This window comes from Streptomyces zagrosensis, assembly GCF_014203645.1.
GTDB classification, from domain to species: domain Bacteria; phylum Actinomycetota; class Actinomycetes; order Streptomycetales; family Streptomycetaceae; genus Streptomyces; species Streptomyces zagrosensis.
This window is the reverse complement of sequence record NZ_JACHJL010000006.1, coordinates 356158-381525: the sequence shown is the minus strand read 5'-3', so window position 1 is coordinate 381525 and position 25368 is coordinate 356158. Positions and strand designations below refer to the sequence as shown.

Genomic DNA, 25368 nt, shown 5'->3' with positions numbered 1-25368 from the left:
CACGGGCACGGGGCTCCGCCGCACGGAGCACGGAGCACGGAGCACGGAGCACGGAGCTTGAGTATGTGCGACCCGGGCGCTCCCATGCGGCACCACGGCCAGCGCAAGGTGCCGCCCTCAAACGACAGTTAGGCATACGCGTGAAGCCTCCGTTGAGGAACAAGAATTAGGCGGATACGGCATGTCCCTAGCGCAGCAGCGCACGCCCGTCCGCCACGTACTGTTGCAGGGCGAGGCTGGCATATGGCCGGTTCCCCGCTATGCGCCCGGCAGCACTGCCTCCGGCGGGCTCTGGAGGGCCTGCACGGCTGCGCTGTCGTGAGGCCCGCCGGGTTCGTCCTTTTTGGCCTCCTCGTCGAGGCCGATCGCGATGTAGACGAAGATCATGACCACGCTCGCAGCGCAGGCAGTGATCCCGAGAACAACCCCGGCCAATGCGGAGCCACCGTTACTCGCCTCGCCGCGCTGCGCCTTGGCTCGTCCGAGAGCCCCGAAGACGATGGCCAGGACGCCGAGGATGATGCCGAAGACGATGCTGAAGAACAGGGCCAGCCCGACGAGCCCCAGCACGAGTGCGGCGGTGCCCTGCGCGTTGTTCAATGAGCGCCCCCCGTGGCCCCAGGCCGCACCGTACGGCGCGTAGCGCGGAGGGTAGCTGTGCCCCGTGGGGGGCGCACCGTACGGGGAGTAGCCGTAGTTCCCGGCTCCGTAGGCGGAGCCCTGTCCATGGCTGACCTGAGCGTACGGTGTGGCCTCGTACGGGTAGGCGCTCGGCGTCCCCGGCCCCGTCGGTGCCAGCGGCGGCGGAGGGACCACGCTGGCGCCAGGTCCGCCATCCGCCGTCCACGCCGTGGGAAGGGGGCTGAGCGCGCCGGCCGCGTGGTGCGCACCGGGGACGGGGTCGGGCGCAGACGAACCAGAATCCAGCATGGCCGGCTCCGCCGCTGCTGTCATCCTCGGCTGCCCGGCCATCGGCTGCTCGACCGCCGGCCTTTCGCTCATCGGTACCCGCGGCTGTTCGGGCGGTGCCCAGGGAGCGCCATCGCGCGGGTCCGTGCCGGGCGCAGAGCGCGGCGCATCGGGCTGGTTCAGCTGGTCGGGGAGGCCGGGCTGGCTGGGCTGATCGGGCATATCGTTCCCCCATCGGGCGTCTGTTCGTATGATGCCCTGTTTGTCACGGAGCCTGGGCCTCAGTTCTACGATGATCCAAACGTGCCCTTCCCGGGCCATTCCCAGGAGGTTCTGTTGTCCGATGTCACCGCCTTCATCGCTGGGCTGCCGAAGGCCGAGCTGCACGTCCACCACGTAGGCTCCGCTTCGCCCCGTATCGTCGCCGAACTTGCCGCACGACACCCGGATTCCAAGGTTCCCAAAGACCCGGCGACACTCGCCGACTTCTTCACCTTCCGCGACTTCGCACACTTCATCGAGGTCTATCTCGCCGTTGTAGACCTGATCCGTGATGCCGACGACGTGCGGCTACTGACGTATGAGATCGCCCGAGACATGGCACGACAGAACATCCGGTACGCCGAACTGACCGTTACCCCGTTCAGCTCCACCCGACGTGGCATACCCGATGTCGCGTTTGTGGAAGCGATCGAGGACGCCCGCAAGGGGGCCGAGACGGAGCTGGGCGTATCGCTCCGTTGGTGCTTCGACATCCCGGGCGAGGCGGGCTTGGAGTCGGCGGAGGAGACGACGCGCATCGCGCTAGACCTCCAGCCCGACAGTCTGGTCAGCTTCGGTCTGGGTGGCCCAGAGATCGGCGTACCGCGCCCGCAGTTCAAGCCCTACTTCGACCGCGCCATCGCGGCCGGCCTCCACAGCGTGCCGCACGCTGGTGAGACCACGGGGCCGCAGACCATCTGGGACGCCCTCACCGAACTACGTGCCGAGCGCATCGGCCACGGCACATCCAGCACGCAGGACCCGAAGCTGCTGCAGTTCCTGGCGGAGCACCGCATCCCACTGGAGGTCTGTCCGACGTCTAATATCGCCACGCGCGCCGTGGCTACGCTCGACGAGCATCCGATCAGGGAAATGGTTGCCGCGGGCGTTCTGGTCACCGTCAATAGCGACGACCCGCCCATGTTCGGAACCGACCTGAACAAGGAGTACGCCGTGGCTGCGCGGCTGCTGGACCTTGACGCGGTGGGGGTGGCGGGGCTGGCGAAGAACGCTGTGGAGGCGTCGTTCCTCGACACCGCGGGCAAGGCCAAACTGACGGCGGAGATCAACGCGTACACAGCGGCGACGACGGCGTAACACAGAGAGGGCTCCGGGCGCCGTGCCGGGCACGGCGCCCATGCCAACTCTTATACGCGGCGGCACCGTGCCTCAGCTTGTGTGCGCCGGTGGGTGGACCCGCGACAGGGAGGGGCCCGCCGGGACATCAGCGCGCTGAACGGCAGTACAGAGCGCGCCGTGGCGGCACGCTCGATGGGCGCCGAGGTGACAATAGTGCGCATGTTCACCAGGACCACACCACGCGTAAGCCGCTTCACCGCCGTCGCCCATCGCGGCAATCCGTACGAGCAGCGCGAGAACACGCTGGCCTCGATCCGCTCCGCGCTGCGCGCGGGCGCCGACGCGGTGGAGATCGATGTACGGGTCACCCGCGACAACGTGCCCGTGCTGCTGCACGACGCAACTCTCAAACGGCTGTGGGGACACGACCGTCCGCTCGCGGACCTCACCGCGGACGAGGTGTGGGCAGTCACCGGCGGCGGGGTACCCACACTGCGCGACACGCTGATCGAGATGACTAAGGACACGCATACAGCTCGCACGATGATTGATCTGCCCGCCGTATCAGCAGTGCCTGCGGTACTCGCCACGGTACGGGACGCAGACGCGATGGAACGCGTCTACTACTGCGGCAACCTTGCAGCCCTACGAGCCGTGCGACGGGCCGATGTCGATGCCGAAATCGCCTTCACCTGGACGACGCTCGCTCCTCCACACCCTGAACTCGTCGCGGAACTGCGCCCCCGCTGGCTCAACTACCGGTTCGGGATCGTCTCTTCAGCTCTGGTGGAACGGGCACACGCCGACGGCATGTTGGTCTCCGCATGGACAGCGGACACCAAGCGCACGATGCGGCGGTTGCTCCGTGCAGGCGTAGACGGGATCACAACGAACCGCATCAGCGCACTGTGCACACTCATCCAGCGGGAGACACCCGAAAACCAGTAACACCCCGGTCGGTGACGTCTACCCACCCGATCTGTCACCTGTCACCTGTCACCAAGCTGACGTCACCGACATTCGGCGGCTGGCCACCGCTGCCCCACGGCAGTGAAGTCAGGCTCCGTGCTCCGTGCTCCGTGCTCCGTGCTCCGTGCTCCGTGCTCCGTGCTCCGTGCTCCGTGCTCCGTGCTCCGTGCCCCGTGCCCCGTGCCCCGTGCCCCGTGCTCCGTGCCCCGTGCCCCGTGCTCCGTGCCCCGTGCCCCGTGGTGCTCCGTGCCCCGTGCCCCGTATTGCCCGGCATCACGCGCCATGCCCCGCCCGTCGCACACCACGCCCACAAAGCTGCGACGCCGCCCGGGCTCCAACCGACCCCAGCCCATACCAAACCGGCATGCCTGGTCTCGACTCGTCGCGGTGCGGTCTGCCCTGCGCGCCTAAGAGCCTGTCGGGTGGCCGGTTGACTACGCAGTGATTAGGTCCTCGACGGTCGTGGATCGGGCGGCCTTGCGTTGGGAGTCATGGCTCCACCGTGAAGGCTGCCCGACGAGTCGGACGAGCATGAGGCGGATCATCGCGACCTTGATCATGGCTTCAGAGGTCGCGGACAGGCGTTCGTAGTCACGGGCCAGCCGACGGTTGCGGACCAGCCAGCCGAAACTTCGCTCCACCACCCAGCGACGAGGCAGGACCTTGAAACCCTTGACATCGTCAGTGCGCTTCACGATCTCCACGACCAGGTTCAGCGCGTCACGGGCCCATGAAAGCAGTGTGGAATCAACGGAGTTGGCGTATCCGCCGTCGGCCCACACCAGAGCAACGGTGCGGAAGCCGGCGGCGAGCCGGGTCAGGACGATCCGGCCTCCGGCCCGGTCCTGCACGGACGCGGAAGTAACGGCGACGACCAACAGCAGGCCCATCGTGTCGACGATCACGTGTCGCTTTCGCCCCGTCGTTCGTTTGCCTGCGTCGAAGCCGCGTGCCTCGCCGCCCTCACTGGTCTTGATCGACTGGGCGTCGATCACGGCAGCCGACGGCTCACGATCGCGGCCGGCCGCGATCCGCACCCAGCTGCGGAGCTCGCCGTGGACGCGGTCCCAGGTGCCGTCCCGGCGCCACGTGGTGAACCAGCGGTGGGCCGCGTCCCAGGGCATCAGATCGCGCGGGAGCATCCGCCACTGACAGCCCGAGCGCAGCACGTAGAAGACCGAGTCGAGCACCAGCCGGTCCCCATACTCGCGCACTCCGCCGCCTTTGCGCAGGTCACGCACGGGAAGAAGGGGCTGGATGATCTCCCACATCTCATCGGTCAGGCTGGACGGATAGCATGGACCGCTGACGGCCTCGGAGTTGTCGCACTGGCACACACCACGTGATCATTCCGGGGCCGTCACCATGCCCGCACAGCGGATCACTACCAACACACTCCGCACATGATCAGCCACCCGACAGGCTCTAAGCGGGCTGGTCTCGTACGCGCTCGCACGAGACCAGCCCGCCTTCGTCAACACCCCCGGCCCCCAAAGCCACAGCCAACCGGCGCTCATGCGTCAGCCGATGCCAAGCAGGCGCCATCGAGGGCCGGCCCCTCTCCACGCCAGCACCAAGACGCGGCAAGACACCGTCTGCCCCACGGCATGAGGCGTGCCAGTCTCATCATCGGACCAGGCCCTCAGTCGGCTGACTACAGCGCTCGGCCGCCCACCCTCAGCTCAAGGCCAGCAGGTCCCGGCCGTCACCCGTCAGCCGTCCAGCGACGTCATCACGTGCTTGACGCGCGTGTAGTCCTCGAAGCCGTACGACGACAGGTCCTTGCCGTAGCCAGACTTTTTGAAGCCGCCGTGTGGCATCTCGGCTACCAGCGGAATGTGGGTGTTGATCCACACGCAGCCGAAGTCCAGGGCTTTGGAGAGCCGCATGGCGCGCGCATGGTTCTTGGTCCACACGGACGACGCCAGGGCGTACTCGATCCCGTTGGCGTAGGTGATGGCCTGTTCTTCGCTGGTAAAGGACTGGACGGTGATGACGGGGCCGAAGACCTCATTTTGGATGATTTCGTCGTCCTGCTTGAGGCCAGACACAACGGTAGGGGCGTAGAAGTAGCCCTTGTCCCCGACCCGCCGGCCACCCGCCTCGACCTTCGCGTGCGCCGGGAGCCGGTCGATGAAACCGGACACCTGGGCGAGCTGGTTGGCGCTGTTGAGCGGGCCGTACAGCACGTCCTCGTCGTCCGGGGCCCCCGTCTTGGTGTCGGCGGCAGTCTTGGCCAACGCCGTAACGAACTCATCGTGGATCGATTCGTGCACCAGCACCCGGGTCGCGGCGGTACAGTCCTGGCCCGCATTGAAGAAGCCCGCCAGCGAAATGTCCTCGACAGCCTTCGCGATGTCGACGTCTTCGAAGACTACGACCGGAGCCTTGCCGCCGAGCTCCAGGTGCACCCGCTTGAGGTCCTTCGCAGCGCTCTCGGCAACCTGCATCCCCGCACGCACGGAGCCGGTGATGGAGGCCATGGCGGGCACGGGGTGCTCCACCATTAGACGGCCGGTGTCACGATCACCGCACACGACGTTGAAGACGCCCTTCGAGTGACCGAGGTCGGCCAGTACGCCGCCGATGATCTCGGCCATCAGGACGGTCGAGGCCGGGGTGGTGTCCGAGGGCTTCAAAACGACCGTGTTGCCCGCCGCAAGGGCTGGGGCGAACTTCCACACGGCCATCATCATCGGGTAGTTCCACGGAGCCACCTGTGCACAGACGCCGATCGGCTCGCGCCGGACGATCGAGGTAAGCCCCTCCATGTACTCGCCCGCCGAACGCCCCTCCAGCATCCGGGCCGCGCCCGCGAAGAAACGGATCTGATCGACCATCGGCGGGATTTCCTCTGTCCGCGTCAGGCCGATCGGCTTGCCGGTGTTCTCCGACTCGGCGGCGATCAACTCCTCCGCGCGCTCCTCGAAGGCGTCAGCGACCTTCAGGAGAACCTTCTGCCGCTCGGCCGGGGTCAGATCCCGCCAGGCAGGGAAAGCCGCCTCGGCAGCAGCCATGGCGGCGTCCACGTCTGCTGCGGCGGACAGCGGAGCGGTGGCGTACGGCTCGCCGGTGACCGGGTTGACCACCTCCGTGGTCCGCCCGTCGGCGGCGTCCCGGAACTCCCCGTCGATGTAGTTGCGCAAACGACGCAGCTCGGTGGTCACAGCCACCCCTCCCTGCCTGGTGTCCGATAGATGAGACACCCACCCTAACCGCCCAGGTAACGCTTTCGACATACCCACTCGCCAGAGGCAACGAAAACAGTCGTTCAGGCAGCATGATTCCACGAATTACCGCGCTACGGAGTTGTGACACAGTCGAGTCCTCGTGCACAGTGAGGCGCGTGGCCACATCCGACAAAAACAGCTCGCCCTCGATCGACCCCGTCTCACTGGCGATCATCGAGCAACTCCAGGAGGACGGGCGCCGCCCGTACGCCGCTATCGGCAAGGCCGTGGGCCTCTCCGAGGCAGCGGTCCGGCAGCGCGTCCAGAAACTGCTCGACCAGAACGTGATGCAGATCGTCGCCGTCACCGACCCGCTCACCGTCGGATTGCGACGCCAGGCGATGGTCGGCATCAACGTCGAAGGCGACCTCGATCCGGTGGCCGACGCCCTGACTGCCATGGAAGAGGTGGAGTACGTCGTCGTCACCACTGGTTCCTTCGACCTCCTCGTCGAAATCGTCTGCGAGGACGACGACCACCTCCTGGAAATGATCAACAAGCGGATTCGCACGCTGTCCGGCGTGCGTTCCACTGAGAGCTTCATCTACCTCAAGCTCCGGAAGCAGACCTACACCTGGGGAACGAGATAGCCATGCGCACCGACGCCGCCACCGCAAGCAACTTCAAGAAGGCGTACGACTACCTGTAGATGCACTTCGCTCGCATGTCGCCGCACGGGAGCGCCCCCGTGGCCGCCATCGTGCGTGGTGAAGGCACCCGCATCTACGAACCAGGCAAGCGCTACCTCAATGGCCTGACCGGGCTGTACGTGGCGCAGACGAGGCCCGGTCAGCGTGGAAGCTCACGATGCGGTGCCACGAGCTGACGGGCAACCGCACCAAGTACAAGGTCATCTCCCGCGCCGTTGCCTACCGCGGGTTGCCCCAGGGCGCTTTGTTCTTTACGGGGCTGCCCACGTTGAGGCACCATCCGCGTACCGCAGGCTCCGTGCTCCGTGCTCCGTGCTCCGTGCTCCGTGCTCCGTGCTCCGTGCTCCGTCAACGGCAGTGTGCTCGGGGCTGGTGAACCTGCAACCCCTGACCGGCCCAGGCAGACGCCCCACAACCGCGGCGCTGGTCCCTCGGCCGCCGGGCCCAGCCCCGGGCGTTTGCTCGCCTGGCTCACCCACGACCACGCTTCGCTCATCCAGTGGCCCGCCTCTCCCCCGTACGGCGCCCCGGCTTATTCGAGTCACCGTGCTGGCCGTCGCGGGGTCGATACGGCGCCCTACATGCGCAGACATCGCCGGATCGGCACATACCCCAGCAAGCCGCGGACACGAGCATCCGAGGGCTGTTCGAAGGAACGAAACCGTCTCAGCGCCGCGCCTGGCCGTTGTTCCACCGTACGAGTCCTTACCGTGCCAGTGACCGATCGTCCCTGTCTTCGTTCACTCAGCCAGGGGAACGCGGACAATCGTCAGCAACCGAGGTAACGCCATGGTGGCTCCGCCGGACAACGATGTGCTGTGGGCCCGTGCCCTGACCTACACGTACCACGGATCGCCCGCCCTGACAGGACTCTCCCTCGGCGTTCGAGAAGGAGAAATTCTCTCGATCATCGGGCCCCGTGGCTCCGGCAAGACGACTTTGCTCCGTTGCCTGTCCGGCCAGCTCCTGCCAGAAAGTGGCGAGGTGTGGTTCAACAGCGGCCCAGTCCACACTCTGACGAATACGGCGCGCGAACAACTACGCCGGAACCATTTCGCATGGATCGCCCCGGAGCCCTGTCTCGTACCGGAATTGAACGCCTGGGAGAACGCTGCGCTGCCCCTCATGCTCCGAGGTAGGGGGCGAAGGAGCGCCAGAAACACAGCACGCGAATGGCTCGACCGGCTGGATGTGGGTGACTGTGCCCTTAGCCGGCCTGTCGTGCTCCTCCAGTCGCAGCGACAGCGTGTTGCGGTCGCCAGGGCGCTCGCCGCAGAACCCACCGTCCTGTTCGCCGATGAGCCCACCGCGCCACTGCACGGCTCGGACAGCAGCCAGGTGCTACGCACCATCACCACAGCGGCGCGTTCCCACGGCATCACCGTGATTCTCACCAGTCAAGGCCCTGAGGCAGACCCACTCACCGACCGCTCCATCGCCCTACTTGACGGCCGCCGAGGCGGGATCACGCCAGGCCCTGACGCGGAAGGCAGCACAGCGTGCTCAGTCTCCGTCTAGCTCTTGGTGCTGGCCCAGCGACCCAAGTGCGTCGGTCGCTGGTCGCCGCAGCCGCCGCGGGAGCCGGCTTTCTGCTGTTGTGCGCTCTTGGCTACGCATTGGCCCACCCGTACGAGAAGTCCGCCTGCCTCGCTCGACTGCTGTGGTGCGTTGCCCCGCTCGCGGCGACCGTTCAGCTCGCGGTCGCCGTCAACCGCACCGAATCGGTCTTTTGCCCCGCACCGGGACTGTCCGCCGCTGGCTGCGGATCATTCGGGCGCGCCGTGCTCGCCGCCGCTTCAACAGCCCTGGTCTGTGGTGTCGGCAGTGCACTGGCGCTCTTGGCCTTTCTGTTCCTACGTGGCAGCGTCCTCGGCTCGCCCCTCAACGCCCCCACTCTTGACGCCCTAGCCGTGGGCCACAGGCTCCCCGTCGGCGCCGTACTCACCCTGCTCGCTGTAGTGCCCACCAGCGCCGCAATGGCCATCGCGCTCAGCCAGCGCACACCCACGGCAGCAGGACGGTGCCATACACGGCCGCTACAGGGCGAGCCGCAACCACCATCTGAGGACGCGCCGGGCCCCGTTCCTATCGCCCCCATTGCCCTGTACGCGTCCCAGGGATCGAGCCCAATTCCCGCCGGAACCGCCCCGCCCCATAGCGCCATCCGCGCAACAACCGCTGGAAGCGGCGCGGCAGTATCCTCTCCGCCGCCCACTACAGCACCGTTGGCAGAACCCACCGTTGTTCCGCGATCGCCGTCTACCTACGTTGCGCCCCGCGCCATGCCACCCGTAGCCACCACGGAGACATCCAGACTTGTCTGGGGCACTGCCTTGCTCCTGGCAGGACTGGCACTTACGGCGTACGCCAGCCGCGATGCGGCCGACATCCACGACCTGATTCCGGTGCCCGGGCATCTGACCGGGGCCGCTGCCGCGGTATCGGCTGCCTGGCTCCTAGCCGCCTTGGGCCTCGTACTGGTCGGGCCCGCGCTCATCCGTGGCTGTGGCAGTCTGCTTGCGATGGGACGTCCTGGCGCCGTACGACTGTTAGCCGGGCGCGCTCTGCAAGAAGAGGCAGGCCGACTCGGGCGTCCCCTCGGCGCACTGTGTGCCGTCGCCTCTACTACCTACGTCGCTGTCCGGCTCTGCAACGCAGTACCGAACCTGACAGTCGAGCGTCTCCTGGGGCCTTTGACAGGGCTTGGTGTCGCACTGGTCATGGGATGCATCACCGCCACAGCCCTGATCACGGCGCTGGAGACCACAAACGCTCGTGCGGACTCCACCAACGCCCTCCTCTGCCTCGGAGCCCCTCGCTCTCTACGCCGTCAGGCGGACACGCTTCGCGGAGCAACCGTGTTCACAGCGTTGGCTGTCCTCACTTGGATCGTGGCCGAGCTTGTGACGATGCCGCTCACATGCTGAAACAGCCGGAAAGTCCGCCGTACGTAGTGGAAGGCCTGGCAATCGGTTCACACCACGAGGGGAATCAGGCGTCATGCGCGTCCATCTGGTAGGGAAATTATCAGGTACGCACATTTCGCTCTGCTGACGAACGGCCCAAGATCACCCCGCCCAATGGCAGCACGCCGCAGGCTCCGTGCCTCGTAGGCGCCGTCGCGGCTCCGCACGCTCCGTGCTCCGTGCTCCGTGCTCCGTGCTCCGTGCTCCGTGCTCCGTGCTCCGTAGAGAGCGTCCCGCGGGCCGGCAACTACCTAAACAACACACCGCCGCGATGGCGGTAGGACCCCGTGCGTGTCCCCGTAGACACCGCTCCCCCTCTCCCAAGCTGTCCCGCACTCCTGTCTCGCGCCCCGCCTCTCGCGTCCGGCGCACAACGTCTCTTGCCGGTGCGACCGCAGGTGCTCATCGCCGCCGAGCCCTTCACCACCGCCCTTCCACATCCGCCACGACGCGGCGCCCCCTCATGGTGTCAATCCCTGAGAACCGAGCAGTCCGCATGACCGCAGACGGGCCTAGCATGACCGCGTGCCTACCGACCGCGCCGCCAACGCCGCCCATAACGACCACGAGATCGAGTCCCTAGCGGAATTCGACGAAGCCGTTACTTCAGGCTCGCTCGCGGGGTTCCGAATCCAGTCGGTGGATCTGACGGAACGCACGTTTGCTCTCCTGGCCGCGGACACCACCGAAGCGGTCTTTCTGGGCTGTCCGATGCAGCCCGAGGCGGCAGCGAAGGTTCGGGCCGGCGGCGCCCTCGTCTTCCCGCCAGTGCCACACCTTCCGTTTGATCCATATCGCGGAGCGCTCTACTCACCTACGGAGCTATTCACCGGGCTGGCACGCGGATACGAGTACACGCCGGACGCTCGCTCCTATACCTGGTTTCAGCGCACCAAGACGGATGGCGACATATTCGCCTCGATGCTCCGCAGCATTCACGACGACGCGGTGTCCGACGCGCTAGACGAACACCTCTTGGGCTCACGAGTGGTCGGTGTGATGGGCGGACACGCGCTAGAACGCGGCTCCGATGACTACGCGGGCGCTGCTCGGTTGGGTAGTTCCCTCGCCCGCGCGGGGCTGACGGTAGCCACCGGCGGTGGCCCTGGTGCGATGGAGGCCGCGAACCTTGGCGCGTACGCCGCTTCGTTCGCCGGCGAGATGCTCGGCGAGGCGCTGGAACTTCTGGCCAAGGCCCCTTCTTTCGCGCCCTCTGTGGGGCACTGGGCGAAGGCCGCATTCGATGTGCGCGACCGTTGGCCAGACGGCGGAACCTCGATCGGCATACCGACCTGGTTCTACGGACACGAGCCACCCAATGCCTTCGCCTCACACATCGCCAAGTATTTCGCCAACGCCACGCGTGAAGACGGGCTGCTCGCCCGTTGCAATGCCGGTGTGGTCTTCCTCCCCGGCGCCGCCGGTACGGTCCAGGAGATCTTCGACAACGCGACCCCGAACTACTACGAGTCGCGCGGCGCGCCCACACCGATGGTCCTGGTGAACCGCGACCATTGGACACGAAGGCTGCCTACGTGGCCGCTGCTTCAAGCTCTGGCCGAAGGTCGCTCGATGGTTCATCGCATCGAGTTGGTCGAGTCCGTTGACGACGCCCCCGCGGCACTAGCACGCATGGCAGCGGCGTAGCGGACCCATACGGGCGGCTGCCTGGTACCGCCGCCCCTGACAACACCAGCGCCTGCGGCGCCAAGGCCAAGGCACGATCAACTCAGAGACGCCCAGTAGGGGCCCTGACGCCTCCGGCCGCATGACCTTAAGCATCACCGTAGGTCGCCACCCCCACGCATCACAGTTCTCATCGCCCCGTGCCCCGTGCCCGTGCATCCGCGCAACTGCCCCGCGCCCCGCGCCCCATCCAACCCATCCCGAGGCCCCGTGCCCCGTGCCCCGTGCACCACCTCGGTGACAGGACACCGGCCGCCCTCCGCCGTGGCCAAGCTGAGCCTTCGCCTTACGCCACGTCACCCAGCACGACGACGTCCTCCGCCATGAACTCCACGTTCACTCGGTCCCCCTCCGCAGGAGCTTCCCGCAGCGAACACGCCGCCTCCAGCGTTGGCCCCTGCTCGGGTCGCAGGAGCAGGGAGACCCCCAGGCCGCCCCGGAACGTCCTTGCCTGCACCTCACAGCGGAGGCCGTGCTCATCGCCGGTCAGCCGCACGCCTGTCGGGCGAATCAGAAGTTGGCACCGGCCTGGCGCCGTGCCGGCAGGCACCGGAAGGCTCCCCCACGACGTTTCGGCGTACGCGCCGCGCACAGTCGCCTCAACCACGTTGTCGAAGCCGAGAAATCGGGCCACAAACTCAGAAGCGGGGCGCTGCCAGACCTCAAGGGGAGTACCCACCTGGGCGATACGGCCATCCCTCATCACCACCACGCGGTCAGCGAGGGCGAACGCCTCTCCCTGGTCGTGGGTGACCGCGAGCACCGTCGTACCCAACTGGTGAAACATCTGCCGAAGTTCCACTACGAGCCGTTCCCGAAGGCCCCGGTCAAGCTGGCCCAGCGGCTCATCCAGCATGAGCAGCTTCGGTCGGGGCGCAAGTGCACGGGCCAGCGCTACCCGCTGCTGCTCCCCTCCCGACAACGCGGCAATGGCTCGACGTTGCGCCCCTGGCATGCCGACCAGTTCAAGAAGGTCGGCAACGGTGCGATCCGCTTCCGCGCGCCCCGCCCTCCGCATCCTTGGGCCGAAGGCGACGTTGCCGCCCACGTCGCGCTGCGGGAACAACTGGTGGTCCTGGAACATCAGGCCAACACCCCTACGGTGCGCGGCTACGCCTGCCTGGTCACGCCCCGCAAGCCAAACCCGCCCGCTGTCCGCGGGCTGTAGGCCGGCGACCACTCGAAGCAGCGTTGACTTGCCGCTACCGCTGGGCCCCAGTACACACACGGTCTCGCGCTCAGCGACAGCCAGATCCACCGCGTCCACGGCGAGCCGATCGCCAAATCGGACCGTGACCCCGTCCAAGCGCAGCAACGCTGAATCCTGGGTGTCCTTCCCGCCTCGTGTAACGCCGTTTCGCGCTCGCCCCTTCGTGATCCGTGCCTCAAAGCCCGGCGCACCGTCCCCTCGGTCCTCATCGGCGTCACTCGGCGCCCCATCGCTCCGTGCTCTTGGGCCAGATGCTGCCGTGCCCCGTGCCCCGTCGCCCTGAACCTCCGCGCTCCGTGCCTCGTTCTGGCAGCGGCCTTCGTCTTCGGGAAGTTCCGTGTGCGCTGGCTGCTCCGCTGGCGCTGGTAGTGCGCTCCGCTTTCGTTCCGGGCGCTGGGTCTCGCCGCGAGCCACGGCCAGCCTCTTACGTAGCGACGCCATCTAAAACTCTCCCGAACGGTTGGTGCGAAGGCGCTCAAGCGCTAGCAGGGCAGTCGCACAGACCACCATCAAGATGGTGCTCAGCGCCATGGCTTGCCCATAGTTGAGTTCACCCGCACGGCCCAGGAAGCGAGCCACGGCCACTGGCAGGGTGGGATTGTCAGGCCGGGCGATGAAGACGGTCGCGCCGAACTCTCCGAGGGAGACGGCGAACGCGAAACCCGCGGCGATCAGCAGCGCTCGGCGCATCATGGGTAGGTCCACCTCCCGCCACACACGGAGGGGCGACGCTCCGAGCACGGTCGCGGCCTCACGCAGCCGGTCGTCCACCGAACGGAGCACCGGCAACATGGTCCGTACGACGAACGGCACTCCTACCAGAGCTTGTGCCAGAGGGATCAGGAACCACGACGCTCGGAGGTCCAAGGGTGGCTCGTCCAGAGTGATCAGAAACCCGAAGCCCACGGTGACGGCCGAGGTACCGAGCGGCAGCATCAACAGCGCGTCGAAGCTCCTTACCAACCGCCCCGCGTGCGACGGTTCCGCGCCTCGTGGGCCCCGTACGGTGAGCGCCGCGGCAGCGAGCCCGCCGACGAGGAGCGCGATGAGGGTCGCAACCGCCGCGTACCGGAGCGAGTTCCACAGCGCGTCCAGGGGCGCGACAACGAAGGTCCCGCCGCTTTCTTCGGCCGAGGCCAGCACCTCATAAAAGGCGAGCCCATAGCCGTCGGGCCCGGAGAACGACCGTTCCACCAAGACGGCGAGCGGTAGAAGGATCAGCAGAGCGATGACGGCGAGGACACTCGCTAGCAGCCCCCACTGCCCCACGCCGCGCGGACGGTGCGCCGTTTGGGAGGCGTCCACGAGCCGTAGCGTGCTCTCCCGGCGCCGCACGGTCCAGGCGTGTACGACGAGCAGTAGTGCGACTGCGACGAACTGTGTGAGCGTGAGAACAGCGGCAGTCGGCAGGTCCAGGAGTTGGGCGGTCTGCCGGTAGATCTCCACCTCCAGCGTGGCGTAGCGCGGACCGCCCAGGATCTGGATGGCGCCAAAGGAAGTGAAGGTGAAAAGAAAGACCATGAGCGCGGCCCCGGCAACAGCCGGGCCGAGCGCGGGAAGCGTCACCATGCGCCATGCGCTGAACCGTCCGGCTCCCAGCACGCGCGCTGCTTCCTCCTGTCGCGGGTCGAGTTGGGCCCACAGCCCGCCGACGGTGCGTACGACCACGGCGTAGTTGAAGAAGACGTGCGCGAGCAAGATCGCCCATACGGTCGTGTCCAGCCGGAAGCCCCACAGATCATCCAGCAGTCCGCCGCGCCCCAATAGGGCGAGAAACGCTGAGCCCGCGACCACCGTGGGCAGGACGAAGGGCACCGTCACCACTGCCCGCAGTATCTGCTTGCCGGGAAATTCGAAGCGCGCGAATACATAGGCGCCCGGCAACGCGAGGGCCAGCGTCAGTGCTGTCGAGGCGGCGGCCTGCCAGACGGTGAACCACAGCACATGCAGCACGTCTGGGTCACTGAGGACCTCACCGATCCGATCGAAGTGCCATGCGCCGCCGGTATGGAGCCCGCGAGCGGTGATCGCGGCAACCGGATAACCGAAGAAGAGCCCGAAGAACCCGATAGGGATCGCCATGAGGCCAAGACGAAGCACCGTGGTCCGCCTGGTCCGTCGCCCGCGCCGGCTTTCCCCCGTGCGCCGTGCGCCAGGCCCCGTGCCCGCGCCCCGTACGTTCCGCTCCGTGTCTGGTGCAACCGCGTCGCTGGCCCCGTGCTCCGTGCTCCGTGCCCCATGCGCCGCGCCGGCCCTCGGATCATCGCTCACCTCACGACGAGCGAAGTCCACGACTTGATCCACTGCTCGCGATTCTTCGTGATCTTCTCCGGCGCCACAGTGGCCGGCTCGGCGATCTTCTGACCGTACTTGGTGAACACCTCGGGCAACTTCGCCCCCTTGCGCACGGGGTTGACGTACATCTTGACCGGCACGTCCTCCTGGAAGGCCTTACTCAACATGAAGTCCAGCAGCGCCTTGCCGCCCTTGGCGTTCTTCGCCCCATCGAGCAATCCGGCGAACTCGATCTGTCGGAAACATGTTCCGGCGGCTACGCCTGTCGGCCCTTCCTTGGGTTGTGGCTCAACACCTACGACCTCAGCTGGCGGGCTGGACGCGTACGAGACAACTAGTGGCTTGTCCCCCTTGCCCGCCCCACCGCCGGAGCCCGAGAATCGGTCGTTGTATGCCTGCTCCCAGCCATCGACGACCTCGACCCCGTTGTCCTTCAGTTTCTTCCAGTAACTCTGCCAGCCGTCGTCGCCGTACGTGCCGACCGTGCCGAGAAGGAAGGCCAACCCGGGTGATGAGGTGGCGGCGTTCTCGGTGACCAGCATGTTCTTGTACTGGGGCTTGATCAGGTCGTTGAAGGTTTTCGGCGGGGCGAGCTTCTTGTCAGCGAAGAATTTCCGGTCGTAGTTGACGCAGATGTCGCCGGTGTCCACGGGAGTGACGCGGTGCTTCGCTGCGTCGAGCTGGAGGTCCTCTGGCACATGGTTGAGGTCCTTGGCGCGGTACTTAGTGAAGACGCCTTCGTCCAGGGCGCGGGACAGCAAGGTGTTGTCCACGCCGAAGAAGACGTCGCCTTGTGGATTGCCCTTAGACAAGATCGCCTGGTTCACGGCCGCCCCGGCGTCCGCACCCCGCACCACTTTCACCTTGTAGCCGGTCTGCGCGGTGAACTTGCTCAGCACAGTCTTGGACACCTCGAAGGAGTCGTGCGATACGACGGTGACCGTCTTGGAGTCCGATTCGCTATCGGAGCCTCCGCACGCGGCCAGGGTCGCGGCACCGAGCGCGCCAAGCAAGGCGGTGCCGACGGCACGCCGAAGGTGACTGATCATCAGTACGTTGACTCCCTACGCCGGTATGACCCGGATCAGGTCCGAGGGTCTGCGGCCCATACGGTGCCGCACTCTCAGCGCGTGACGCGCTCCCCTGTCGGAAGTGTTCTTTTGTTCGACAAAACGGTACTGCGGAACCGTATCAGCGCTCTTCCCTCGCACCTGCGCCATGCCGGCCCCACGTCCGCCGCGTGCTACGCAGCAGAACGGAGCACGCGGGTGACAAACACTGCGCGCGGGACATACGGGGCACGGAGCCGGCGCAGAATACGGAGCCGGGGCACCGGCTCCGTGCCCCGTGCTCCGTCAGCGCTCGGAGGCCGCCAATTGCCCGCAAGCCCCATCGATCTCCTGCCCACGGGTATCCCGAACCGTCACGGGTACCCCGTGTGCCTCAAGCGCCGCGACGAACGCACGCTCGTCCTCGGGCCGCGATGCGGTCCACTTCGATCCTGGCGTGGGATTGAGCGGGATGAGGTTTACGTGTACCCGCCGGCGGCGCAGCAGCTTGCCGAGCAGATCGGCGCGCCAGGCCTGGTCGTTGATGTCTCTGATCAGGGCGTACTCGATGGACACTCGACGCCCTGACTTCTCTGCGTACTCCCACGCCGCGTCCAGGACCTCGCGTACCTTCCAGCGGGTGTTCACCGGCACCAAGGTGTCGCGCAGTTCGTCGTCCGGCGCGTGCAACGACACCGCCAGACGGCAGGTGAAGCCCTCGTCGGCGAACCGGAGCATCGCCGGGACCAGTCCGACTGTGGAGACGGTGATCCCACGCTGGGAGAGGCCTAGGCCGTCCGGCTCTGGGTCGGTCAGCCGCCGAATGGCGCCCACGACCCGCTTGTAGTTGGCAAGCGGCTCTCCCATGCCCATGAAGACGATGTTCGACAACCGCGCCGGCCCGCCAGGCACCTCGCCATCGCGCAGAGCGCGCATGCCATCGACGATCTGGTGCACGATCTCGGCGGTGGACAGGTTACGGTCCAGCCCCGCCTGCCCCGTGGCGCAGAAAGGACAGTTCATACCGCAGCCAGCCTGTGACGAGATGCACATCGTGACCCGGTCCGGATAACGCATCAGCACGGACTCGACCAGAGTCCCGTCGTGAAGCCGCCACAGCGTCTTGCGGGTGGTGTCGGCGTCACAGCTGATGTGCCTGACCACGTTCATCAAGTCCGGCAGTAGCTCGGCAGCCAGCTTCTCGCGTGCCGCGGTGGGGATGTCGGTCCAGCTCACCGGGTCGCTCGCGTAGCGGGCGAAGTAGTGCCGGGAAACCTGCCCCGCGCGGAACGGCTTTTCGCCGATCGCGGCCACGGCCTCACGACGCTCGGCGGGGGTGAGGTCAGCGATGTGCCGCGGCGGCTTCTTGGCTCCGCGCGGCGCGGCGAAAGTGAGTTCTCCAGGTACAGGCATGGTTCATCCAGTGTCGCAGACGTACGGGGTGGAACAGGCCGCTCATCTGCGGACGTCCCCGCCCCGCCCAAAACCACAGCTCAAGGCCACGTCGACCGGCCGCAGCAAGGACTGGAGCGACCTGTACGTCCACCGGCTACTGGAGATAGGGCACATCATGCTCCGCACACGGCTGCACCGCGCCCGACTTCAGAGCCATCTCGCCGGCTCCGAGTCCGCGAGGCGGGGAACCACACTCGGCCCCGCGCCCCGTCCTCTGCACTCCACGCACCGCACGCGCCCCGCCATCCTCCATGCACCGTGCCCCGGTCCAGATCAAACGAGTACCCAGGCACCGTCCCCCCTGCGTCGGCCCCGTGCTCCGCGCCCCGTACGCCGGCACCACGACAAACCTCAACGCACCACCTACGAGAGCCCGCCCCTCCACGCTCCAGCCCAGGCCCTACGTAGGGACCCGCACCCCGACGTGCCATGCGGGAACCCGCGCACCCCCCGCCCGGCCCTCGTGCCCCGCGCCCCGTAACGAACCGCGTACCACCGCACAGCCGACGCACCCGGACAGTGGCGCTACCTCACCCAGCCCCGACGAAGATCACCAGCAACAGCCAGACCACCGGTGCCGTCGGCAGGAGAGAGTCAAGCCGGTCCATGATTCCGCCGTGCCCCGGCAGCAGCGAGCCCATGTCCTTGATCCCGAGGTCTCGCTTGATCATGGATTCGCCCAGATCGCCCAGTGTGGCGCTGACGGCGACCGCGAAGCCGAGGATCAGCCCCTGCCACCAGGTACCGCCATCGATGAGGAAGTGCGTGCACAGCGCTCCCGCCACCACGGCGAAGACGATGGCACCCAGCATCCCTTCCCGGGTCTTACCAGGGCTGATGCGCGGAGCGAGCCGGTGCTTGCCGAACTTCCAGCCGACCGCGTACGCCCCAGTGTCGCTGACGACGGTCAGGACCAGGAAGGTCAGTACCCGCTGGGGTCCATCGCCGTCCGCGGCCAACATGAGGGCCACGAACGTCGCGAGAAACGGCACATAGAAGGCCGCGAAGATACCCGCCGTGACGTCTCGGAGGTAGTTGTCCGGTGGCTCCGTCATTCGCCAGACGAGCACTGCCAGCGTCGTGAGCGCCATGGCAACCCACGCGCCTTCCGCGCCACGTAGGTACCCGGCGACGACCATGGCCGCGCCACCCACCGCGAGAGGCACGAGCGGCGCGCGAATTTCCTTGCGTTCGGCGAGCCGGGAGGTCAGTTCCCACAATCCGACGACAACGGCGACCGTTATCACACCGAGAAAGAGGACCTTTTGGACGAAGAGCGAGACGGCGATGACCACGCCCAGGCCGAGGCCGACCCCTATCGCGGCGCGCAGGTCACGCCCCGCGCGCTTCCTCTGCGGAGCGGGTGGCACGGTGGGCTGCTCCCCGGGTGTCGTACCGGCATCGCCCCGTGCGGGCCCGTGAGCTGGCTCAGAGCCATGTTCCGGGGACGGGGCAGGCGGCTCCTGCGCGTCGTGGAACAGGGGGCCGCTCCACCGAGCGGCCCCCTGATCGTCCTGGTCTCCGCCTCTGTCGGGCACGATGGGCATGGGCCGAGTCTGCGCCGCATCGCCCACCATGCGCATGGGACCCGCCGATGCTGGCGGCATTGCCCCACGAAGCGAGGGAGCGGGCCCCTGGTCGATCGGGCCCCGATATCCGGTGCGGGGCGGGGCCCCCCAGGATGAGTCGTTCATCAGACCTCGAGCAGCTCGGCTTCCTTGTGCTTGAGCAGCTCGTCCACTTGCGCGACGTACTTCGCGGTGGTGTCGTCGAGCTCCTTCTCCGCGCGGCGGCCCTCGTCCTCGCCCGTCTCGCCGTCCTTGACGAGCTTGTCGATGGTCTCCTTGGCCTTGCGCCGGACGCTGCGGATCGAAATCTTCGCGTCCTCACCCTTGGTCTTGGCGACCTTGATGTACTCCCTGCGGCGGTCCTCCGTGAGCTGGGGGAACACCACCCGGATGATGCTGCCGTCGTTGCTCGGATTGACGCCCAGGTCCGAGTCGCGGATGGCCTGCTCGATGTTGCGCAGCGCGCTCTTGTCGAACGGCGTGACGACCGCCATCCGCGGCTCCGGCACCGAGAACGACGCCAACTGGTTGATGGGCGTCAACGCCCCGTAGTAGTCCGCCACGATCTTGTTGAACATCGCCGGGTGCGCACGCCCGGTGCGGATCGCGGCGAAGTCCTCCTTGGCGACCACAACGGCCTTCTCCATCTTCTCCTCGGCCTCGAGGAGGATCTCTTCGATCACCACTTGCTCCTGGTGTTATCAGTAAGCAGAGCCTCGCCCCTGCGTGCGTCTTCTCCTGCACGGTGTCCGACCGGCAGGCAGTTGTCCATCCCCGCGCCAGGCGCTTCCGACGACCGGGACTTGCCGCCCGTATGGCATTACGGACAGCCGTGCGAAAGGCAGTACGGGCCGTCAGTTCCGGGTGCCCTGGTCGCTGACGAGCGTGCCGATCTTCTCACCCTTCACCGCACGCGCGATGTTGCCCTCCGCGAGCAGCTCGAACACCAGGATCGGCAGCCTGTTGTCGCGGCACAGCGTGACCGCCGTGGCGTCGGCGACCTTGAGATCCTGAGTGATCACCTCGGCGTATCCCAACGCGTCGAACTTGACCGCGTCCGGGTTCCGCTTGGGGTCTGAGTCGTAGACCCCGTCCACGCCGTTCTTGCCCATCAGCAGCGCCTCCGCGTCGATCTCCAGGGCCCGCTGCGCGGCGGTCGTATCGGTGGAGAAGTACGGCATGCCCATGCCTGCGCCGAAGATCACAACGCGCCCCTTCTCCAGGTGCCGCACCGCACGGAGCGGGATGTACGGCTCCGCCACCTGCCCCATCGTGATGGCGGTCTGGACCCGGGAGTCGATGCCCTCCTTTTCCAGGAAGTCCTGGAGGGCAAGGCAGTTCATGACTGTTCCGAGCATGCCCATGTAGTCGGAGCGGGCCCGGTCCATACCGCGCTGCTGGAGTTCGGCACCGCGGAAGAAGTTGCCACCACCGATGACGATGGCAATCTCGGCCCCGTCGCGGACGACGGCGGCCACCTCGCGGGCAATCTTGTGCACGACGTCGGGATCGACGCCGAGTCCTCCGCCGCCAGCGAACGCCTCACCGGAAAGCTTCAGCAGAAACCGACGACGCTTGGCTACGTCGGTTTTCGGGTCGGCCTGATCGGCCTGATCGGCGTCCAAATTCATGGGAGATCTCCTCGTGCACATACGAAGGAGGCCACTGCCGGGATGGTCCTTGATCGACCTCTACGGCAATGGCCTCCTCGTCACATCTGCGGCCAACCGGTGGACGGCTGGCTGCGTACGACCCTATCGGGGTCGTTGGTCATTCGCTGCCCCGGCTCAGTCCTGAGCCGGGGCTTAACCCCGGGGAATGAGGTCAGACGCCAACGCGGAAGCGGGCGAAGCGCTTGAGCGAGACGCCGGCCTCGTCCAGAACCTTCTTGACGGACTTCTTGTTGTCCTTGGCGAACGGCTGGTCGAGCAGCACGTTCTCCTTGAAGAAGCCGTTGACACGTCCCTCAACGATCTTCGACAGGGCAGCCTCGGGCTTGCCCTCCTCGCGCGCGGTGGCCTCGGCGACGCGGCGCTCGTTTTCCACCGTCTCGGCCGAGATTTCCTCGCGCGTGAGGAACTTCGGCGAGAAGGCGGCGATGTGCTGCGCGACGTCCTTGGCGACCTCGGCGTTCTCCTTGTCCAGCTCGACAAGCACGCCCACCTGGGGCGGCAGGTCCGGGCTGGTGCGGTGCATGTACGCCGCGACGGAGCCGTCGGAGAACTGAGCGAACCGCTCCAGGACGATCTTCTCGCCAAGGGTGGCGTTGGCCTCGTCCACGTACGCCTGCACGGTCTTGCCGGCCTCGATCTCCGAGGCGAGCAGCGCCTCGATGTCGGCCGGAGAGCTCTTCGCGACGTGAGCAGTGATGGCGTCGGCAACGGCGACGAACTTGTCGCCCTTGGCGACGAAGTCCGTCTCGCACTTCAGCTCAAGCAGAACACCGGAGCTTTTGTCGTCGGCGATCAGCGAGACGATGGCGCCGTTCGTGGCGTTACGGCTCTCGCGCTTGGCCACGCCCTTCTGGCCCTTGACGCGCAGGATCTCGACGGCCTTGTCAACGCTGCCCTCGGCCTCGTCCAACGCCTTCTTGCAGTCCATCATGCCGGCGCCGGTGAGCTCGCGGAGCTTCTTGACGTCAGCGGCGGTGAAGTTCGCCATGGTCTGTAAATCTCTTCTCGAAAGGTCTCGAAAGGTCTCGAAAGATCTGTGATCTTACGGGTGGACGGCGGGGCGTCGCGATTACACAACGCTCCCGCCGTCACCAACCGTGACGCTACGACGAACGGGCGCGAGCCCAGTTCGCCGCGGCAATCGTCAGCCCTGCTCGGCGTCCACGGCCGGAGCCTCGGCAGCAGCAGCCTCAACCGGGGCAGCATCGACCGGAGCGGCCTCGGTCTCGGTCGTGGCGGCCTCAGCCGGAGCAGCATCGACCGGAGCGTCGGCGGCAGGAGCGGTCTCAGCCGGGGCGGCGTCGGCCGGCTTCTCAGCCTCTTCGGCCTTCTTGGCCGTGTCGCCCTCAAGCAGGTCGCGCTCCCACTCGGCGAGCGGCTCACCGGCCGCCTTGTCGGCCTTCACGTCACCGGTGGCGGCACCGGAGCGAGCGATGAGGCCCTCGGCGACGGCGTCGGCGATCACCCGGGTGAGCAGGGTGACGGAGCGGATCGCGTCGTCGTTGCCCGGGATCTTGTAGTCAACCTCGTCGGGGTCGCAGTTGGTGTCGAGGATCGCGACGACCGGGATACGGAGCTTGCGCGCCTCGCCGACGGCGATGTGCTCCTTCTTGGTGTCCACGATCCAGACGGCGCTCGGCACCTTCTGCATCTCGCGGATGCCACCGAGGGTCTTCTCCAACTTGATCTTCTCACGCGAGAGGACCAAGAGCTCCTTCTTGGTGAGGCCGGAGGCGGCCACATCCTCGAAGTCGATGAGCTCAAGCTCCTTCAGGCGCTGCAGGCGCTTGTAGACGGTCGAGAAGTTGGTGAGCATGCCGCCCAGCCAGCGCTGGTTGACGTACGGCATGCCGACGCGGGTCGCCTGCTCGGCGATGGCCTCCTGCGCCTGCTTCTTGGTACCGACGAACATGATGGAGCCGCCGTGCGCGACCGTCTCCTTGACGAACTCGTAGGCGCGGTCGATGTACGACAGCGACTGGAGCAGGTCGATGATGTAGATGCCGTTGCGCTCGGTGAAGATGAAGCGCTTCATCTTCGGGTTCCAACGGCGGGTCTGGTGACCGAAGTGGACGCCGCTTTCCAGCAGCTCCCGCATCGTGACGACGGCCATAGCCGTACTCCTTGAGGTGCTCGGTTCCCGCGGCGGCCGGGTGGCCGCCGCGCCTGACGCCCCGACGCGCCTGCCACGGAAGAAGACCTTCCGAAGACCGAGGGACGCGGCCACCGTGCTGCCCGAGTGGGACTGATGCGCCGGTGGCGGGGCGTGCGAAGTCGATCCGGTGACCCGGATCGCCACCTGAAGTGTACGGGACCGCCGCGGTCGCGGGTGACGGCGTTATCCACAACCCGTGAGTTATCCACAGGAGACGACCAAGATCACCGCAGATCGGCGATGTGCGGCACGGTCGTCGTATGTCTTACTCACACACGCTCCGTCAGGCCCACCAGGCCCTCCGTCGCCTCTGTGGCCATGTTCTTCCTGTTTCCCCTACGTACGCCATCATCAGTGCGCATCGTGCCCAGCGGCCCCCAGGTCCACCCGGTCCACCCGGCCCACCCGGCCCACCCGGCCCCAGCGAAGCTCGCGCACCCCTCGTCCGCTGGTTGGTGACGGGGGCAGTGGCGCTCGGCTTAACGGTCACGGGCTGTGCCGTGATGGTGATCGCCGATGTGCTGAGCACCGGTTGGGAGCAGGGGACAGCCCCGAAGCAGGGAACCCGAACCGAGGAGTCCGCCAGCATTGGGTATGCAGACCCCAAGACGCCCCCGCGGCCTACCCCCAACTACGCCCCTGGCATCCCGACGGTCGCGCCACGGGGCCCACTCGCCGCACCCCCTGCCGCCCTGCCGTCCGCCGACGCCTCGCAACCGCACGGTCTGCGCCTTCCCCTCGCGGCGGGGCCCCCGATTCGCGCTGGCGGCTCGACAGGGCCCCCACCGCGGGCGGCCTTGGCGCGCGACGTGCCCTCCCCCGCCCGGAAGCCGCATTCCGCGCAAGACCGGGCCTGGCCGGTGGACGGGCCCCACGGAGCGCTGCGGCCTACCGTTCTCCGCGGCTGGGAGCCTCCTCCCGAGCCATGGGCTGCGGGGCATCGCGGGGTGGACCTCATCGCGCACGCCGGGCAGCCGGTACGAGCCGCGACGGCCGGTCGTGTCACGTTCGCGGGCCGTGTCGCGGGGCGCGGGGTGCTCTCAATTGCGGTGTCCGGAAGTGGACACCCTGTATTGCGCACCACGTACGAGCCCGTGCAAGCGCTAGTGGCAAAGGGAGACAAGGTGACCGCCGGGCAGGTGGTCGCCATCGTGCAGGAGGGCCCGTTTCACTGTCCGTCCGGCTGCCTGCACTGGGGGCTGCGCCGCGAAGACCGCTATCTGGACCCACTGTCGCTGATGCCTCCGTCCCTGCTGCGCGGCGGTCCCTCCAGATTGCTGCCCGTCTTCGGCATCCCGGAGCTCTCGGTCTCCGCTTTGGGGCAACCGACCCCGGCCCACCGTTCACCGGGTCGGCTCGCTCCCAGCTTTTCCCACGGCCTCACCGTCAGGGGCGGCCTTCCAGCTGGCGTTGGCCGCTGCGTGCATCCACGGTGCCAAGACGGCGTTACAGGCCAACTCCAGCGTGGATCGTCCACCGACAAGCCGCCCCCCACCGCAGCCACAACGGCGCCCACCCGCCCGTTGACCGTGACGCCCGCCGGCCTGGTCCATGCTGCGCTCTTGGCCGTGACGGCAGCCTGGGCATGGCGGAGGCACCAGGCATCGGCTCAGCCCCGAACGCCCCGCAGGGCCACGGCGACGGCCGTGTCGGTGATACGCCCTGGGTTCTCGGCTGCCCCCAGTTCGATGCGCCGAACCGCGGCATCGACCACGCCTTGCAACAGCATCGCGGTCAACCTGGGTTCCTCGTGCCCGAGCGCGCCCAGCGCCTCGACCACCATGGCGATAAGTCCGCCGTGCGCGGCGCGAATCTTCTCCCGCGCACCCGCGTCGAGCTCTCCCGCCGAGATCGCCACTACGGCACGGTGACGCCGGTCGCCGACCAGGGCCAGTTGCTGCCGGACGTACGCCTCGATCTTGGCCTCAGCGGTGTCGGCGCGCTCCATCGCGGCCTCGACCTCGGCAGCCCAGATCGGGAAGTCGGCGGCGCACAGTTCCTCGACCACGGCGGCGCGTGACCGGAAATATTCGTAGACAGACGACCTGGCGAGTCCCGTCCGCTCGGCGAGGGCAGGGAACGTCAGCGCGTCCGTACCGCCTTCGGACAGCAGGGTGCGCGCGGCGTCCAGCAGGGCGCTGCGCTGCATCGTCCGGTGCTCGGCCACCGAGGCCGCTCGAATCCTGGGCACTCCTCCACTCTACGTACGCCT

The 25368-nt window shown here is 67.2% G+C and carries 19 protein-coding genes, 1 pseudogene and 1 riboswitch; of the genes and pseudogenes, 7 read left to right on the top strand and 13 right to left on the bottom strand.

Going from position 1 to position 25368, the window contains the following annotated elements; genetic code table 11:
• Positions 1-258: 258 nt before the first annotated feature.
• On the bottom strand, positions 259-1131 hold the full coding sequence (locus FHS42_RS14805; RefSeq protein WP_184572653.1) for a DUF4190 domain-containing protein: 873 nt from the start codon (positions 1129-1131) through the stop codon (positions 259-261).
• A gap of 114 nt (positions 1132-1245) precedes the next feature.
• Between FHS42_RS14805 and FHS42_RS14800 the strand changes: the two genes are divergently transcribed.
• Together FHS42_RS14800 and FHS42_RS14795 are read left to right on the top strand one after the other, a co-directional pair.
• On the top strand, positions 1246-2268 hold the full coding sequence (locus tag FHS42_RS14800; protein ID WP_184572652.1) for an adenosine deaminase: 1023 nt from the start codon (positions 1246-1248) through the stop codon (positions 2266-2268).
• A 201-nt stretch (positions 2269-2469) separates the two neighbouring features.
• Positions 2470-3198, top strand: a complete 729-nt coding sequence (locus FHS42_RS14795) for a glycerophosphodiester phosphodiesterase (RefSeq protein WP_184572651.1) — start codon at positions 2470-2472, stop codon at positions 3196-3198.
• Between the two features lie 455 nt (positions 3199-3653).
• On the opposite strand, the gene FHS42_RS14790 is transcribed toward FHS42_RS14795, so the two are convergent.
• Positions 3654-4556: an IS5 family transposase gene (locus FHS42_RS14790; RefSeq protein WP_312866874.1), complete on the bottom strand. Its 903-nt coding sequence runs from the start codon at positions 4554-4556 to the stop codon at positions 3654-3656.
• A gap of 375 nt (positions 4557-4931) precedes the next feature.
• On the bottom strand, positions 4932-6386 hold the full coding sequence (locus FHS42_RS14785; protein WP_184572650.1) for a gamma-aminobutyraldehyde dehydrogenase: 1455 nt from the start codon (positions 6384-6386) through the stop codon (positions 4932-4934).
• 179 nt (positions 6387-6565) lie between these two features.
• Between FHS42_RS14785 and FHS42_RS14780 the strand changes: the two genes are divergently transcribed.
• The 3 genes from FHS42_RS14780 to FHS42_RS14770 all read left to right on the top strand — a co-directional run bounded on the left by FHS42_RS14780 (position 6566) and on the right by FHS42_RS14770 (position 11712).
• Complete coding sequence (locus FHS42_RS14780; RefSeq protein ID WP_312866873.1) at positions 6566-7039, top strand: Lrp/AsnC family transcriptional regulator; 474 nt, start codon at positions 6566-6568, stop codon at positions 7037-7039.
• Between the two features lie 849 nt (positions 7040-7888).
• On the top strand, positions 7889-8617 hold the full coding sequence (locus FHS42_RS14775; RefSeq protein WP_184572649.1) for an ABC transporter ATP-binding protein: 729 nt from the start codon (positions 7889-7891) through the stop codon (positions 8615-8617).
• A gap of 1973 nt (positions 8618-10590) precedes the next feature.
• Entirely contained in the window at positions 10591-11712 is a 1122-nt protein-coding gene (locus tag FHS42_RS14770) for an LOG family protein (RefSeq protein ID WP_184572648.1), read from the top strand.
• A 325-nt stretch (positions 11713-12037) separates the two neighbouring features.
• Here FHS42_RS14770 and FHS42_RS14765 read toward each other — a convergent pair whose 3' ends face one another.
• From FHS42_RS14765 to rpsB, 9 genes are all read right to left on the bottom strand, one after another.
• Positions 12038-13066, bottom strand: coding sequence for an ABC transporter ATP-binding protein (locus FHS42_RS14765; protein WP_246494735.1), 1029 nt, complete (start codon positions 13064-13066; stop codon positions 12038-12040).
• Between the two features lie 336 nt (positions 13067-13402).
• Positions 13403-15043, bottom strand: a complete 1641-nt coding sequence (locus FHS42_RS14760; RefSeq protein ID WP_184572646.1) for an ABC transporter permease — start codon at positions 15041-15043, stop codon at positions 13403-13405.
• Between the two features lie 185 nt (positions 15044-15228).
• A complete protein-coding gene (locus tag FHS42_RS14755; RefSeq protein WP_184572645.1) occupies positions 15229-16305 on the bottom strand; it encodes a thiamine ABC transporter substrate-binding protein in 1077 nt (358 codons plus the stop codon).
• Positions 16301-16411: riboswitch (TPP riboswitch) on the bottom strand. It overlaps the preceding gene by 5 nt.
• Before the next feature lie 200 nt (positions 16412-16611).
• Positions 16612-17718: a dual-specificity RNA methyltransferase RlmN gene (rlmN, locus tag FHS42_RS14750; RefSeq protein ID WP_184572644.1), complete on the bottom strand. Its 1107-nt coding sequence runs from the start codon at positions 17716-17718 to the stop codon at positions 16612-16614.
• A 572-nt stretch (positions 17719-18290) separates the two neighbouring features.
• Positions 18291-19454, bottom strand: coding sequence for a phosphatidate cytidylyltransferase (locus FHS42_RS14745; RefSeq protein ID WP_184572643.1), 1164 nt, complete (start codon positions 19452-19454; stop codon positions 18291-18293).
• Entirely contained in the window at positions 19454-20011 is a 558-nt protein-coding gene (gene frr, locus FHS42_RS14740) for a ribosome recycling factor (RefSeq protein WP_184572642.1), read from the bottom strand. The genes FHS42_RS14745 and frr overlap by 1 nt, the downstream gene beginning before the upstream one ends.
• 171 nt (positions 20012-20182) lie before the next feature.
• The gene (gene pyrH / locus FHS42_RS14735; protein WP_246494732.1) at positions 20183-20959 is read right to left on the bottom strand and encodes a UMP kinase; all 777 of its coding nucleotides are present in this window, start codon (positions 20957-20959) and stop codon (positions 20183-20185) included.
• Between the two features lie 193 nt (positions 20960-21152).
• Positions 21153-21989, bottom strand: coding sequence for a translation elongation factor Ts (tsf, locus tag FHS42_RS14730; protein WP_184572641.1), 837 nt, complete (start codon positions 21987-21989; stop codon positions 21153-21155).
• A 156-nt stretch (positions 21990-22145) separates the two neighbouring features.
• Positions 22146-23114, bottom strand: a complete 969-nt coding sequence (rpsB, locus tag FHS42_RS14725) for a 30S ribosomal protein S2 (protein WP_184572640.1) — start codon at positions 23112-23114, stop codon at positions 22146-22148.
• Here rpsB and FHS42_RS14720 point away from each other — a divergent pair.
• Positions 23101-23250: a hypothetical protein gene (locus FHS42_RS14720; RefSeq protein ID WP_184572639.1), complete on the top strand. Its 150-nt coding sequence runs from the start codon at positions 23101-23103 to the stop codon at positions 23248-23250. The genes rpsB and FHS42_RS14720 overlap by 14 nt on opposite strands.
• A gap of 166 nt (positions 23251-23416) precedes the next feature.
• A pseudogene (locus tag FHS42_RS39090) lies at positions 23417-24325 on the top strand (peptidoglycan DD-metalloendopeptidase family protein); the annotation flags it as partial.
• A gap of 440 nt (positions 24326-24765) precedes the next feature.
• On the opposite strand, the gene FHS42_RS14710 reads toward FHS42_RS39090, so the two are convergent.
• Positions 24766-25323 (bottom strand): TetR/AcrR family transcriptional regulator, encoded by a 558-nt coding sequence (locus FHS42_RS14710; RefSeq protein ID WP_184572696.1) that lies wholly within the window; start codon positions 25321-25323, stop codon positions 24766-24768.
• Positions 25324-25368 lie beyond the last annotated feature (45 nt).

Coding starts and splice junctions, on each gene's coding strand:
- FHS42_RS14795 (WP_184572651.1), top strand. CDS start 2,470: ATGTTCACCAGGACCACACCACGCGTAAGCCGCTTCACCGCCGTCGCC.
- rpsB (WP_184572640.1), bottom strand. CDS start 23,114: ATGGCCGTCGTCACGATGCGGGAGCTGCTGGAAAGCGGCGTCCACTTC.
- FHS42_RS14755 (WP_184572645.1), bottom strand. CDS start 16,305: ATGATCAGTCACCTTCGGCGTGCCGTCGGCACCGCCTTGCTTGGCGCG.
- pyrH (WP_246494732.1), bottom strand. CDS start 20,959: ATGAATTTGGACGCCGATCAGGCCGATCAGGCCGACCCGAAAACCGAC.
- tsf (WP_184572641.1), bottom strand. CDS start 21,989: ATGGCGAACTTCACCGCCGCTGACGTCAAGAAGCTCCGCGAGCTCACC.
- FHS42_RS14760 (WP_184572646.1), bottom strand. CDS start 15,043: ATGGCGATCCCTATCGGGTTCTTCGGGCTCTTCTTCGGTTATCCGGTT.
- FHS42_RS14775 (WP_184572649.1), top strand. CDS start 7,889: ATGGTGGCTCCGCCGGACAACGATGTGCTGTGGGCCCGTGCCCTGACC.
- FHS42_RS14805 (WP_184572653.1), bottom strand. CDS start 1,131: ATGCCCGATCAGCCCAGCCAGCCCGGCCTCCCCGACCAGCTGAACCAG.
- rlmN (WP_184572644.1), bottom strand. CDS start 17,718: ATGCCTGTACCTGGAGAACTCACTTTCGCCGCGCCGCGCGGAGCCAAG.
- FHS42_RS14745 (WP_184572643.1), bottom strand. CDS start 19,454: ATGAACGACTCATCCTGGGGGGCCCCGCCCCGCACCGGATATCGGGGC.